The sequence below is a fragment of the Dechloromonas sp. HYN0024 genome (assembly GCF_003441615.1).
In the GTDB taxonomy this organism is placed as follows: domain Bacteria; phylum Pseudomonadota; class Gammaproteobacteria; order Burkholderiales; family Rhodocyclaceae; genus Azonexus.
In genome coordinates this window covers 2115903-2129737 of sequence record NZ_CP031842.1, presented here as the reverse complement: position 1 = coordinate 2129737, position 13835 = coordinate 2115903, and the positions used below count along the sequence as shown (strand labels likewise).

The 13835-nt window shown below is 49.8% G+C and carries 10 protein-coding genes; 7 read left to right on the top strand and 3 right to left on the bottom strand.

The genetic code is table 11. The annotated features are described in order from the left end of the window. The first annotated feature begins 1 nt into the window (after position 1). From HYN24_RS10190 to HYN24_RS10170, 5 genes are all read left to right on the top strand, one after another. On the top strand, positions 2 to 820 hold the full coding sequence (locus HYN24_RS10190) for an ABC transporter permease (protein ID WP_117609146.1): 819 nt from the start codon (positions 2 to 4) through the stop codon (positions 818 to 820). Further along, entirely contained in the window at positions 810 to 2174 is a 1365-nt protein-coding gene (locus HYN24_RS10185; protein WP_117609145.1) for an ABC transporter ATP-binding protein, read from the top strand. The genes HYN24_RS10190 and HYN24_RS10185 overlap by 11 nt, the downstream gene beginning before the upstream one ends. Positions 2175 to 2289: 115 nt before the next feature. After that, the gene (locus HYN24_RS10180) at positions 2290 to 3189 is read left to right on the top strand and encodes a class I SAM-dependent methyltransferase (protein ID WP_162888699.1); all 900 of its coding nucleotides are present in this window, start codon (positions 2290 to 2292) and stop codon (positions 3187 to 3189) included. A gap of 6 nt (positions 3190 to 3195) precedes the next feature. Then, the gene (locus HYN24_RS10175; protein ID WP_117609143.1) at positions 3196 to 5100 is read left to right on the top strand and encodes a methyltransferase domain-containing protein; all 1905 of its coding nucleotides are present in this window, start codon (positions 3196 to 3198) and stop codon (positions 5098 to 5100) included. Positions 5101 to 5162: 62 nt separating this feature from the next. Next, on the top strand, positions 5163 to 6299 hold the full coding sequence (locus tag HYN24_RS10170) for a hypothetical protein (RefSeq protein ID WP_205421373.1): 1137 nt from the start codon (positions 5163 to 5165) through the stop codon (positions 6297 to 6299). Between the two features lie 122 nt (positions 6300 to 6421). Here the strand turns inward: HYN24_RS10170 and HYN24_RS10165 are convergent, their stop codons facing one another. Genes HYN24_RS10165 through HYN24_RS10155 form a run of 3 tightly spaced genes read right to left on the bottom strand, consistent with a single transcriptional unit; the run spans position 6422 to position 10984 of the window. Continuing rightward, positions 6422 to 7579 (bottom strand): HlyD family efflux transporter periplasmic adaptor subunit, encoded by a 1158-nt coding sequence (locus HYN24_RS10165; protein WP_162888698.1) that lies wholly within the window; start codon positions 7577 to 7579, stop codon positions 6422 to 6424. Positions 7580 to 7599: 20 nt separating this feature from the next. Continuing rightward, positions 7600 to 9690 (bottom strand): ATP-binding cassette domain-containing protein, encoded by a 2091-nt coding sequence (locus HYN24_RS10160; protein ID WP_117609141.1) that lies wholly within the window; start codon positions 9688 to 9690, stop codon positions 7600 to 7602. Between the two features lie 4 nt (positions 9691 to 9694). Further along, complete coding sequence (locus tag HYN24_RS10155; RefSeq protein WP_117609140.1) at positions 9695 to 10984, bottom strand: TolC family protein; 1290 nt, start codon at positions 10982 to 10984, stop codon at positions 9695 to 9697. Between the two features lie 319 nt (positions 10985 to 11303). On the opposite strand from HYN24_RS10155, the gene HYN24_RS10150 reads away from it, so the two are divergent. Next, positions 11304 to 11876 (top strand): sugar transferase, encoded by a 573-nt coding sequence (locus HYN24_RS10150; protein WP_205421372.1) that lies wholly within the window; start codon positions 11304 to 11306, stop codon positions 11874 to 11876. 86 nt (positions 11877 to 11962) lie between these two features. Further along, positions 11963 to 13777, top strand: coding sequence for a nucleoside-diphosphate sugar epimerase/dehydratase (locus HYN24_RS10145; RefSeq protein WP_117609139.1), 1815 nt, complete (start codon positions 11963 to 11965; stop codon positions 13775 to 13777). Positions 13778 to 13835: the final 58 nt, after the last annotated feature.

Here is a 13835-nt window from a genome sequence, read left to right as displayed (position 1 = left end):
AATGCGTGACTTTTCAGTAACACCTCGAGAAATGGTGGCATCCCTATGGCGAAATAGAGAGCTTATTCAAACATTTGCTTGGCGGGAGGTCCTGGGTCGATACCGTGGATCGATCTTAGGATTGCTTTGGTCATTCTTCAATCCAGTTTTCATGCTTATAGTCTACACATTTGTATTTAGTGAAATTTTAAAGGCCCGCTGGACAGGAGTAAGTGAATCGAAAATTGAGTTTGCGCTGGTTCTTTTTATTGGCTTGATCGTTTACAACCTATTCGCTGAATGTATAACTCGTGCGCCAATGCTCATTCTTTCGAATCCAAATTACGTAAAGAAAGTAATTTTCCCCTTAGAAATTTTGCCATTTGTCGGATTGTATTCATCAATTTATCACGCATTAATTGGTCTTGCCGTGTGGTTTGTCGCATACTTTACATTGTGTGGAGTCCCTCATGTCACTTCGTTGCTGATTCCTGTAGTTGTCCTGCCTTTCGGATTGATTATTCTCGGTTTTAGTTGGTTTTTGGCGTCACTCGGAGTGTATGTTCGAGATGTTTCACAAATGATTGGCATGTTAACAACAGTACTTATGTTTTTAAGTCCAATATTTTATCCATTGAATATATTGCCGGAGGGGTATAGAAATTTTTTATATATAAATCCCCTAACTGCGGAGATTGAGATGGTGCGTGACATAATCTATTGGGGAGTGTTCCCCGATGCGGACGTATTGATATTATATTGGGCTGCATCGGTAGTGGTTTCATGGTTGGGGTTTTTATGGTTTCAGAAGACAAGGAAGGGTTTTGCAGATGTACTCTGAGATCTCGATAAAAGTTAAAGATATAAGCAAATGTTATCAAATATATAATGAACCTATAGATCGCCTGAGACAATATTTTTTCCCTCGGCTGAAAAGAATGTTAGGTGGGCATCCGCGGACCTATTTCAGAGAGTTTTGGGCACTAAAAGATATTTCATTCAGTGTGAATAAAGGCGAGACAATCGGAATAATTGGTCGTAACGGAAGCGGCAAGTCGACATTGCTACAAATAATATGCGGTACACTTAATCCAACATCGGGAAAGGTTTTCACGCAAGGGCGTATTGCGGCATTGCTAGAGTTGGGAGCTGGGTTTAATCCAGAGTTCACTGGAAGAGAAAATGTTTATTTGAATGCTGCAGTGTTTGGTCTAAATAAAAATCAGGTTGATCAGAGATTTAATGCGATTGCAGATTTTGCGGATATAGGTGAGTTTATCGATCAGCCGGTAAAATCATACTCCAGCGGGATGATGGTCAGACTGGCTTTTTCGGTCGTCGCTAATGTTGACGCAGATATATTAGTAATCGACGAGGCATTGGCAGTTGGTGATGCAATATTTACACAAAAGTGCATGCGGTTTATTCGTTCTTTCCAACAGAGCGGTACATTAATTTTTGTTAGCCACGATATTGCATCAGTTCGAAATCTTTGCAATTCGTGTATTTGGATAAATAAAGGTAGAGTTGAGAAATTTGGTTCTGCGAAAAATGTAACCGAAAGTTACTTAAAGTACACTTTGCAAGAAATATACGGTGAAGAATCAAAACTGATAGACATAGGACTCCAGGTTGATGCGCAAGAATTGAGTAATATTTCACCAGATGTTAACTCGAGAGGCGAGCAAATAGGCAGTAATAAACTCCCGGCGAATGTTTTAAATAATACACGCACATTAACGGGATGGAAGACTGGTAAAGCCGAAATCGTTTCGGTCTCCCTAAAAGGTATTGATAATAGAGGTGTTCGGTTGTTAGAGGGGGGTGAGACTGTTTGTTTTAGCGTGAGAGCAAAAGCGAATGAAAGACTAGAAAACCCGATTATTGGCTTCCTCGTGCGGGATCGTCTCGGACAGGATCTATTTGGCGAGAATACGATATATTCTTCCCCTGGGTTGCAAACATCGATAGATACTGGAGCGGTCTTTGAAGGAATATTCGTATTTAAATTCCCATTGCTTCCAAACGGTGATTATACTGTGATGATTTCTGTCGCAGATGGAGTGTTACATAATAATGTTCAGCATCATTGGATAAACGATGCACTGATTATTAGTATATCTTCAGCCAAAGTTAGGTATGGTCTTGTCGGATTGCCCTTTGAAAAGGTCGAATTAAGGATGGTAGATGTTTGAACAAGATCTTCGGCGACTGTATGAACTGCACCGCGGGAAATTATCATTTAAGTGGTCATCATACCTTTCAACGTATGAAAGACTGTTTAGATCATTTCGGGGAGATCGGATCCGATTGCTCGAAATAGGAATCCAAAATGGTGGATCTTTAGAGTTGTGGAGTAAATATTTTGGAAATGCCCTACAGCTGATTGGATGTGACATTAATCGTGACTGTTCTCTTCTTTTGTATTCGGATAAAAGAATTAATGTTGTTATAGGTGATGCTAACGATATTGAGACATATCGAAAAATATTGCTCTGTTCTTCTGAGTTCGATATCGTTATTGATGATGGTTCACATCGATCGAGCGATATTATTAAATCGTTTTGCGTTTTTTTTCCACTTTTGGCTTCAGGTGGGGTTTACATTGTGGAAGATTTGCATTGCAGCTATTGGGATAAATTTGAAGGAGGGTTATTTAACCCATACTCGTCAATTAGCTTTTTTAAGCGCTTAGTTGATGTTGTGAATTATGAGCATTGGGGCGTAAATAAAAACCAGGTTGATATATTGAGTGGCATATTTTATAAATACGGATGTAATATGGATTCGCGTATGTTGTCACAAATTAATTCAATCGAGTTCGTAAATTCCATGTGTGTGATACGCAAGGCGCCCGCTTCTGACAATACTCTGGGGAGCTGTGTTATGGGAGGATCTGTTGAAATAGTAGCTCCCGGGCACGAAAAATTTCGCGGAACGAAATACAATATTTCGGAAGAAATGGATCAGTCTTCCAATCCTTGGTCGGCAAGGGAAAAGCCTCCTGATGAATTGATTGAGATTGTAGAATCCGAATTAATTGTTGCGGTGGCTGAAAACGATAAGATAAAAGATTTGTTGCGGCAGAGAGAGATTGAGTTGGATTTATTATACCAATCCACAAGTTGGAAAATAACTGCTCCTGTTCGTGCTGCGCGGCGACTATTTGGTTTGATAAATGATAGGTTGTATAGAATTCGTTTGAGATAATATATTATGAAATATCAAGCTAAAATTGATGTCACTAACAAGAATAATTCACATACCCTGGCCCTCGATAGGGTCAATGATTATGCGCAAGGGCGCCCACTGAAAGTTTTGGAGGTGGGATGTTCGTCGGGTTATTTTGGTGCGGCATTGGTGGATCGAGGGCATGAGGTTTGGGGTGTTGAACCATGCGCGGAGGCCGCAGAAAAAGCAAGAGATGCTTTACATAAAGTCCACGTCGGTTTTGTTGAGGATTTCTTCTCTTTAAATCGAGGTGTGAAATTTGATGCAATTGTTTTTGGGGATGTGTTGGAACATCTCTTAAACCCAGTAGAAGTTCTAAGTAAGTCTGCTGATTTCCTAGTGGACGACGGGATAGTCGTCGCTTCATTACCAAATGTCGCACATATTGCGATTCGGGCGATGCTGTTGGAGGGGCGTTGGGATTACGGCGATTTGGGAATTCTCGATAGAACCCACTTGCGATTTTTTACTAGAGAGTCCTCTGCGGATTTGTTTGAGACTGCTGGATTTGAGGTGTATTCCCTTGATTCAGTAAGACTGTCAGCAGAACAGGTTGTTGATTTATGTAATTTATCCATTTCTGCTGAAAGTATTCATGCTGCAAAAAAATATGCGCGTGATGATAGGGGTTATGATTTTCAGTATGTAATATCTGCAAAGCCAATTTTAGATGTAGATAAAGATATCCGTAAAAATATAAAATACAAATATAACGATGGGTTAAGAGTTTTGTGTTTGGTTCATGATCCATTTTCCTCAATCGTTGAAATTCGACTCCGAGCCCCATTAAATCATTGGGCAAGTCGTTATGGCGGCAACGTTAAGATAGTCAGTCTATTCGAAAGTCAGAATTGTGATTTTCATTGGGCGGATATCGTTGTTTTTCAGCGAGATGCTAGTGAGTACACCGTATCCCTTGCAAAATTCCTCCAAAATTTGGGGAAAAAAGTTGTTTTTGAAATCGATGATTTGTTGACCGAGTTGCCTGATTTTTTGAATCACCATCTTGAAGCTATTAATAATTCAAGACCATATCTGGAGAAGTTAATATCTTCATCTGATGCTTTATCCGTATCAAATGATGAGCTTGCGGAATATTTCGGGAACAAAAATGAGAAAATTTTTATTAATAAAAATTACTCCGTCCCGGTCGTTAATCCCGCTAGGCAATTTTCTGTTCCTCCGTCACGCATTTCACTTATCGTTGCATCGTCAGACAAGGTGTTGGTTGATATGCTTATAAATCCATTACTTTTTCTCCAAAAAGAATTTGGAGTCCGGGTGGTTGCTATTGGGCCGCCCGGGTTGCGTCTTGCGCAGGCTGGCGTGGAGGTGATTCAGCATGAAAACATGGGGCATTCGGCCTTTAAGGATTTTATATCGTCCATCTATAATTCGATTGGACTAATCCCACTTGATTCGTCTCTATTCAGTAGTTGTAAGACTGCAGTTAAGTACTTTGATTATTCTGTCTGTGGAATTCCTTGCGTTTGTTCCAATGTTAAACCCTACTCGCTTGTTGTTGACAATAAGGTAAGTGGAATTCTAGTTGAAAATGACAGTGAGAGCTGGATTTCTGCGATAAGCTCATTAATGTTTTCCCATGATTTAAGAAGTGATTTAGTGAAATCAGCTCAACGAAATGTTGCCTTAAACCATAATATTGATGCTTCGGCAGATTCCTGGTTTAATTTGTTGTCGTCATTAGGTGTCGATATTGACAGTAGAGGAAAGAAGGAATTTGCTGAGTTTAATCCTAGATCTAATTTTTTGTCTGTGTCGAAATTTATACTAAGACATTGCTTTCGCGTTGGATCGTATATTAAGGCGGGTTCTACGCTAAGGAAGCACGGATTTAGAGGGTTGTTAGAAAATATTGTTAGGCGTTGATGATTTTGCCTTATTTTATTTTTAGGCTGTTCTAATTTTACTGAAATCGAGGATTGACATATATGGCAAATGTTTCTTTGTCCCAGCCCGGTAACATGTTCTCCCCTGCTATTTGGTATGGGTCTGTTACTGGATATTCGGGAAGTTATATATCCCTGTCAAATGGCTACTACTCTGCAACTTATTTTGGTTCTTTTGTTTTCAGTTCGTACGGACTGGCGGGCGGGACAGTTAATTCTTATCAGCAGAGCATCGGTAATATTATAGATTACTCCGTTAGTGGTCTATCACTAAATGCACTAACTGTTGATTCATATCTGAACTCTGGGAATGCTCTGGGTTTGCAGCAATACGCCTTGAACGGCCAAGATTATATATATGGATCTACTGGGGCTGATTTCCTGCAATCGTGGTCCGGAAACGATATTATTTATGGTAATTCCGGCGACGATGTATTAAAGGGTGGGGCTGGTGACGACTATATAGATGGTGGGCTGGGTATTGATCAATCTGTTTACAGTGCCAACTCATCTTCAGTATCCCTTGTCAGGCACCTTAAGGCGGGCGGGGTTCTGCTAGAGTCCGCAGAGGGTTCTGATACGCTTGTTAACGTTGAGCAAGTTCAATTTAATGATGGTACTTTCAATCTCGAAAGTTTTATTCGAAGTATTCCTACTCCGTCATATACAACCGATGCTGGAAACGCAACCCCAACGGTTTATTCTGGGGCTGTCGGATTTCTTGAGTTTCAGTTTTTGGGCGGTGCAGTTGGAGAGATTGTTATTGGATCAAAGTATAATGATTTTATAAATCTCTTAGCGGGCGATGATGCTGCTGATGGGGCCGGTGGTGACGATGTTCTTGACGGAGGCATCGGATCAAATTTTCTTACTGGGGGGGCTGGTAAAGATACGTTCTTTTTGGACGGCCGTGGTGGCTCCGTAACGTGGTCTACAATTACCGATTTTGAAGCCGGGGATCAGGTAAATATTTGGGGATGGCAACCTAATGTGAGTAAACTGTTGCTGACTCAAGCAAGTGCAGGGGCTAGTGGTTTTTCAGGAGCAACGTATCATTATGATTTAAATAATGACGGTTCTATAGATACTAGCATTACCTTTGCGGTTTTGGCTTTGTCTGCTGTTCCTTCACCCGTGCCTTCAGATGTTGCGGGAAACGGATATCTCCTTTTCGGTTGAGTCTTTCTTTCGTCTCATGTGAATGAAAGAAATTGCTCAAAAAATTTCAATTTCGTTTTTTTATTCAAATGGTTAAGACGGGATTTGGTCCCTGGAGTTCCGGGTAAGATCCGGTTGTGATGCTATCGTTCTGTTGCCGCCCCCTGAAAAGCCTTGGCGATGGGTTTGAACAGATATTGCAGCACCGAGCGTTCGCCGGTCTGGATATCGGCGCTGGCGGTCATGCCGGCTTTCAATTCACTTAAATTGAGCTTCTTGTTGGCATGATCATCAATCAGCTGAATGCGCGCCTTGTAATAGGTGATGGCCTGCCCCGTCGGCCCCTGCTCGGTCAGGGTATCCGAGCTGATATAGTCGAGCTTCCCGTTGAGGGCGCCATAGACCGAGTAATCGAAGGCATCGATTTTCACTGAGACCGGCAGGCCGATGTGCAGCAAGCCGACATCGGCCGGCATGACCTTGACCTCGACCAGCAAGCCGACATCGGTCGGCGAAATCTGCATCAACTCGTCGCCGGCGCGCAGCACGCCGCCGACGGTATTCAAGCGCAGCGACTTGACCACGCCGGCCACCGGGGCCGTCAATGCCGTGTGGAACAGCACGCTCTCGCGCTCTTCCAGCTTGAAACGCTGGGATGCCAGTTCCTCCTGCAATTTGGTCGCCTCCTGCCGGGCATCCTGCAGGTATTTGTTGCGGGTCGAATTGATCCGTCCCTTGAGGTCGGTAATCTGACGCTTGGCGCGGATCAGTTCGAGTTGTCCGATATCACCCGTGGCAAACAGTTTTTCGTTGATTTTCAATTCATCCTGGGCGAGCACCAGCGCCTCGCGCAGATTGGCCAGATCGGCCTCCAGGCCTTTCTTTTTCTGTTCGTACAGCGACTTCTGTTCGGCCACCGCATCAGGAAAGCGTTTCAGTGCCTTGCCAAACACCGGTGCCTCTTCATTGGCCTCGGCCCGCGCCCGGATCAGGGCAGCCGACAGCGACACCGCCCGCGACTGACCCTCATCGACATTGGCACTGGCCCGGTTCTTTTCAAGCCTGGCCAACACCTGCCCGGCTTTGACGACCTGCCCCTCCTTGACCAGTATTTTTTCCAGCACGCCGCCATCGGCCGCCTGGATGATCTGGGTCGTCGTACTCGGCACGATCTGGCCCAGGGCTCGCACCGACTGGTTGATATCGAAAAGGCTGGCCCACAGGATCAGGCAGATAAAAAACAGCAGCATCCAGTAAGTGATGCTCAGGTTCTTCAACCCATTAAGCGCTCTGGTAATCAATTTCTTTTGTCCTGAACAGGTTAGCTTGCCGCTGCCGGCTGATTTTGCAATTTCTGGATCACCTCGGCCTTCGGGCCATCCATGATCACCTGATGATTGACCACGACAATCAATCGATCGACCAGATTCAACATTTCCGATTTATGAGTGACCAGCACCAGGGTATCTTCCGGACGCAGTTTCGTAGCCAGCGCCTTGATCACCGCCACCTCGCTGTTACGGTCGAGGCTGGCGGTCGGTTCGTCGAGCAGCCAGATGCGGGGTTGGCGCAAGAACACGCGGGTCAGGTTGGCCAGTTGCTTCTGCCCGCCTGAAAGCCCGATGCCGCCTTCGGTGATGGGCTGCTGCAAGCCGAGCGGGTGCTGCGCCAGCACCGCCTCCTGCAAGCCGGTCAAGGCTGCCGCATCGAGGATGGCCTGATCACCAGGATCAACCAGACCGAGAATGAGGTTGTCGCGCAAGGTGCCGGCAAAAAGCCGGCCATCCTGCTGCAGATAACCGACCTGCTCAGCGAGAATCGGCTTACCGATATGCGACAGATCAACGTGATCGAGCTTGATGGTGCCCTTTTGCGGCTTGTACATGCCGCTCAGCAAGCGCAACAGGGTCGTCTTGCCCGAGCCGATTGGCCCCAGCACCCCGATTTTCTCGCCCGGCCGGATCTGTAGATTGGCCACCTGAAAGGCCTTGTTGGCACCATAGGCGAACTCGACCTGATCGAATTCGTAGAGGCCCTGGACTCTCTCCAGGGCAACCGGATGATCGACACCAAAATGATCGTCCTGCAGGCTCCACACCCGGTCGAGCCCTTGCAGCGCAGCCTTGCAATGCCCCCACTGGACGAGAATGGCCGGGATCGTGCCGATGGGCGCGAGCACACGGCCGGACAGGATGGTGCAGGCAATGAGCGCGCCCATGGTCAACTCGCCACGCGACACCATCATCGCCCCGGCCGCCACCATGCATACATACGAAATCTGGTGCAGCAGTGCCACCCAGTATTGCGAATGCTCGCTGACATTGCGCATATCGAACTCGGCGGTGCGCGCATCGTCGGCCGTCTGCAACCAGCGCATCAGCATCCGCCAGCCACCCTGCCCCGACTTGATGGTTTCCGCTCCTTCAATCGTTTCGACGAGCAGGCCCATTTTCAGGTTGACCGCCTGATTGACGCTTTGCGACAGGGCCTCGACTCTTTTCCGGTAGGCCAGGCCCAAGACCAGCGAGGCGATGGCAAAAACCAGGGCAATGCCGGCCAGCCAGCCGGCAATGGCCAGAATGACCAGGGTGTACAGGATAAAGAAGGGGATATCGACGAGGACCTGGGTCGGCAGGGTGGACAAAAAGCTTCTCACCGTTTCGTAGCTTTTTAGCTGCGCCGCCAGCCCTCCGACACTGCTCGGCATCTGGTCCATGCGCACCGACAAAAGCCGGGTGTAAATGGTGCGGGCCAGATAGGTGTCGATAAAATCAGCCATGCGCTGATTGAGATTGGAGCGGACGAGCTTGATGACAAACTCGAAGAAAATCACCCCCAACACCCCCAGGGTCAGCGCCAGCAGGGTTTGTGTCGCCCCGGTCGGCACCACCCGGTCATACACCTGCATGCTGTAGATCGAGGTCGCCAGGGCAATCAGGTTGATCATCACCCCGCCCAGAACGATCTCGACCAGCGAACTCTTGTGCTGCAAGACAGTGTCCTTGATCAACCGGAACACCGGACTGCGGCTGGCATCGAAGGGTTTGACCAGGGCCAGCTTGGCCAACTGGCAAGCGTTCAGATGATCCAGGGCGAGTTCATGCCACTGATTGTTCTCGCCATCAAACCATTCGGAAATCCATTTACCCAGCGCGTTCTGGCCCTTGAGGACGCCCCACCCCTTATCCGGAGAAAACAGCAGGGCCGGCAACTGGGTCGGGTCAAACTGCGCGCCGGCAATCAGCTTCGGCCGGGGCAGGCTCATCGTCTTCATCAATGTCAGAACCGTCGCTTCCGGGCTCAACGTCGCCCCGTCGAGATCATTGACTGCCGCCTGCAAGCCAAGGCGGTCGACCGGCTGCATCTGGATCTGCGCCAGTCTTAACAGTGACACCAAAAGTTGATTGTTCATTTGCTTACCGGCGTATCGATGCCGATTGGGCATTGCCTCGCAAGACCTCATCAACCCCGTCGCTGAGCACCGCCAGACGCCATTCCGTCTGCACCAGGGCGGCCTTCGCATCGGCCAGTTCGATTTCTGCCTGGGCCAGTTCGCGCGTCGTGTTCATCACCTCCAGCCAGGACTTCCGGCCGGCCAGAAACTGACGATCCCACGCCTCGGCGGTCAGGCGGGTGGAGGTCAGACTCGCCTCCAGCGCCGGGATCCGGGCGCGCAGGGTATGGTATTGCACCCAGTCCCCCTGAAACTGCTCAAGCACCGCTCTTTCCGTCGCTTCCCGCTCGGCATTGGCGGCCTGCAAACGCTTGCGCGACGACTCGATGCGCGAAAGACTGGAGAAGCCCGCCCCCAGCTTGGTCGATACCCCGACAAAAACCGCGTCGCTATCCGGCACGTTACTGTATGTGGCGTTGCCATGCTGATGCTCGGCGCGCAGGAAAACCTCCGGCATGAGGTCGGATTTACGCTCGTCCACCTCCGCCTCCTGCACCTTGATCTGGGCCTCAAGTTTCTGGATCGACGGACTCGCCGCGCGCACCTTGTCCTGTACCAGCTCCATCCCCGGCGGGCTGAATTTCAAAACCTGGCTCGGCCTGGCCTCCCTCGCCAACGGCCGGCCGGTGAGCAGAGCCAGTTTCATTCTGGCCATCTGCAGCAGGCCCTTATAAGCCTCCAGTTGCGACCGCGTCTGATCGACCCGACCATCGGTCAGCACCTGTTCGTTCGGCCCCGACGCCCCCGCCTCAACGCGGCGCTGGACCTGCTCCTTGAGGCGCTGATGCTCGGCCAGGCTGCGCTCCATCGCCTGCACCTTCAAATCCGCCCCATACCACTCGCCCCACGCCTGAATGGTACGCAAGGCCAGCTGCTGCCGGGTTTCCAGCAGGGCCGCCGCGGTCACCGATATTTGCGCATCGGCCTTGTCCAGCCCGGCGGTCAGACGACCACCCGTCCACAAGGGCTGCTGCAAGCGCAGGACCAACACCGTGTCATCGCCATTGTTGGTCGGGCTGTTGGCGCTCTTGTTCGACCATGCCTTGTTCTCGACATTGACCGATGGTGTCGGCAAGAACTGCTGCCGTGCCACCTCCCGGTCGGCCTGCGCCACATCCATCTGATTGCGCTGCGACTGCATAGCCGGATGTGAATTAATAGTCAATTCAATAAAATCGTTTAGCGATTGAGCTTGGGCGTTTATGGAAAATACAATGCAAAGGAATACTGATAATATTATTATTTTAGTCATGGCAAAACCGATAGATATCGATATTTCTTGTGAGTGCTAGTCAAGTCGGCCCAGCTATCACTATTGGTCGTCAGTTTCTACTTGGTTCTTACTCTATCATGCTAAGTGTATTTATTTGCAACTCAAGGACTTTTAGTATCTGGCCTTTTGGTACTAAATCCGGGGGGCTCACTGTTAGACCACTTTCAAGCCGCGCCGGCTTATCTACATAGTTGTAGGCGAACGGGTTCTTACCTCTATGATCATCAATGGTTGCCGAGATATTCTTTTGGAATTTTATCGTCTGTTTCTGGGAGACTGATTGGCATCTTGAACAACAATGGTTCCCATTATTAAACGCACATTTGACTTGGTATTCGCTCTGCTTATCTTGATGTTTGCACTCGTACCCATTTTCCTTGTCGCAATGGCCGTAACGCTAACATCACATGGCCCTGCACTCTATTGGTCGGATAGGGTCGGTCGCCACAACCGCATTTTCAAAATGCCGAAATTCCGCAGTATGCGCATCGGTACCCCCGCGGTGGCGACACATCTGCTCAAAGACCCGAACGCCCATCTGACGCCGATTGGTTCATTTTTGCGGAAATCCAGCCTAGATGAATTGCCGCAGTTGTGGAGCATTCTGGTTGGCGACATGAGCTTTGTCGGGCCGCGCCCGGCGCTGTTCAATCAGGATGATCTGATTGCCTTGCGGACTGAGTTGGGTGTGCATGATCTGGTGCCTGGTTTGACCGGTTGGGCTCAGATCAATGGCCGGGACGAATTGCCGATTCCGGAAAAGGTCAAGCTGGATGTCGAATACCTTAAGCGGCGTTCGCTATGGTTTGATATCCACATTATCTGGCTCACCTTCATCAAGGTGCTGCGTCGCGATGGTGTGTCGCACTGAGCGCTGATGACGCGTTGCAAGCAGGTTAAAATACCTAGCTTTGACCGGCAGACGGTCTGAACTGGAGTTTTTCTGGAACGCATCGCATGACCAATCCACGTACTTACGCCGCATTTTTCCACGATCTCGTGGCTGTTGCGCTGGCGTGGGCGCTGGCTTTTTTGCTGCGATTCAATTTCGATATACCGCCCGAGTTTGTCGGGGTGGCTCAGCATTCCCTGCTTTGGGTGATGCCCTTGCTGGGTTCCTTGTTCTTCGCGTTCGGGTTGTACCGTGGCTTGTGGCGCTTTGCCAGTCTTTCAGATTTGCAGCATCTCGTTGCAGCGGTTGTGGTTGGTGGTTTGCTAATGACGGCGGCTGTCGTCTTTTTGGGCTTGGGTCCGATTCCACGTTCAGTGCTTATCTTGCACCCCTTGTTGCTGGCTTTAATGATGGGTGGCAGTCGCTTTGCCTATCGCAGTTGGAAGGAGCACCGCATATACGGCCCGGCCAAGATGCGCGGGCAGCCGGTATTGGTGCTGGGCGCTGGCGAGGCAGCTGATTCTTTGTTGCGTGAATTGCATCGCAGCGGATTGTGGTACGCCGTGGCCTTGGTTGATGAAAATCCCCAGAAGACTGGGCGCAGCCTGCGCGGCCTGCCGGTGTTTGGCTCCGTGGCGAATATCGGCGAGGTGGCCGGCAAGTACGGCGTCAAGCATGTGATCATGGCGATGCCTGAAGCCAAATCATCGGAGCGACGCAGCGCGGCTGAATATGCATCGGGCGCTGGATTGGCCGTGATGACCATGCCATCCTATGATGACCTGTTGGCGGGGCGCCTGTCTGTATCCAATATCCGGCGCGTTGAGCTGGAAGATTTGCTGGGTCGGGAAGCGGTTTCACTCGATGACCAAGGGCTTCATGAATTGCTGACTGGGCGGGTGGTATTGGTTAGCGGGGCGGGGGGGTCGATCGGTTCCGAACTGTGCCGCCAGATCGCCAAGTTTTCGCCGGGCCGGCTGGTTCTGCTGGATTCGTCTGAATTTGCCCTCTACAAGATGGATGAAGAGTTATCCCATTTGTGCCCGATGCTCTCCCGTAGCTGTTGGGCCGGGGATGTGCGTGATGCCGATCGGGTTGATGAAATTCTGGTCACCGAACAGCCGGCGGTGATTTTCCACGCGGCAGCTTACAAGCATGTGCCGCTGATGGAGGATGCCAATGCCTGGCAGGCTGTGCGGACGAATGCTTTGGGCACACTGACTTTGGCGCGGGCGGCACAGAGGGCGGGGGTCGATAAATTTGTTTTGATCTCGACTGACAAGGCCGTGAATCCGACCAATGTCATGGGGGCCAGCAAGCGTCTGGCTGAGCGGCTTTGTCGCGCTCAACAGGTTGATGGCGGCACACGATTCGTCACGGTGCGTTTTGGCAATGTCCTGGGTAGCAACGGCAGCGTCATTCCCAAGTTCCGCGAGCAGATTGCGCGCGGCGGCCCGGTGACCGTGACCCATCCCGACATCGTGCGTTATTTCATGACCATTCCCGAGGCGGCGCAGCTGGTGCTGCAGGCCGGGTGGATGGGGCAGGGCGGTGAGATTTTTGTGCTCGATATGGGCGAGCCGGTGCGCATAGTCGATCTGGCCCGCGACATGATCCGCCTATCTGGGTTTTCGGAAGACGATATCCGAATCGAATTCTCCGGGTTGCGGCCTGGTGAAAAACTCTATGAAGAGCTGCTGGCCGATGATGAGGCCACGCTGCCGACGCCGCATCCGAAGCTGCGCATTGCCCGCCTGCTTGATCGCATGGACGAGGCCGAACGTGAGGCTTTGCTGGCCTGGCTGGTGCCCTCTGTTCGCCATGCGGCTGAGGTCAAGCAAGGGTTGAAGCTATTTGTTCCGGAATATGTCGGAGGTTGATAGGCATCGAACTTAATGTCATGCCATCTCTGCCTCAAAATATTGAGCTTCGCCGCCG

Bases quoted from the DNA above. Each gene is read 5' to 3' on its own strand.
- HYN24_RS10190 (WP_117609146.1), top strand. From the start codon at position 2: ATGCGTGACTTTTCAGTAACACCTCGAGAAATGGTGGCATCCCTATGG.
- HYN24_RS10145 (WP_117609139.1), top strand. From the start codon at position 11,963: ATGACCAATCCACGTACTTACGCCGCATTTTTCCACGATCTCGTGGCT.
- HYN24_RS10185 (WP_117609145.1), top strand. From the start codon at position 810: ATGTACTCTGAGATCTCGATAAAAGTTAAAGATATAAGCAAATGTTAT.
- HYN24_RS10160 (WP_117609141.1), bottom strand. From the start codon at position 9,690: ATGAACAATCAACTTTTGGTGTCACTGTTAAGACTGGCGCAGATCCAG.
- HYN24_RS10170 (WP_205421373.1), top strand. From the start codon at position 5,163: ATGGCAAATGTTTCTTTGTCCCAGCCCGGTAACATGTTCTCCCCTGCT.
- HYN24_RS10155 (WP_117609140.1), bottom strand. From the start codon at position 10,984: ATGACTAAAATAATAATATTATCAGTATTCCTTTGCATTGTATTTTCC.
- HYN24_RS10175 (WP_117609143.1), top strand. From the start codon at position 3,196: ATGAAATATCAAGCTAAAATTGATGTCACTAACAAGAATAATTCACAT.
- HYN24_RS10150 (WP_205421372.1), top strand. From the start codon at position 11,304: ATGGTTCCCATTATTAAACGCACATTTGACTTGGTATTCGCTCTGCTT.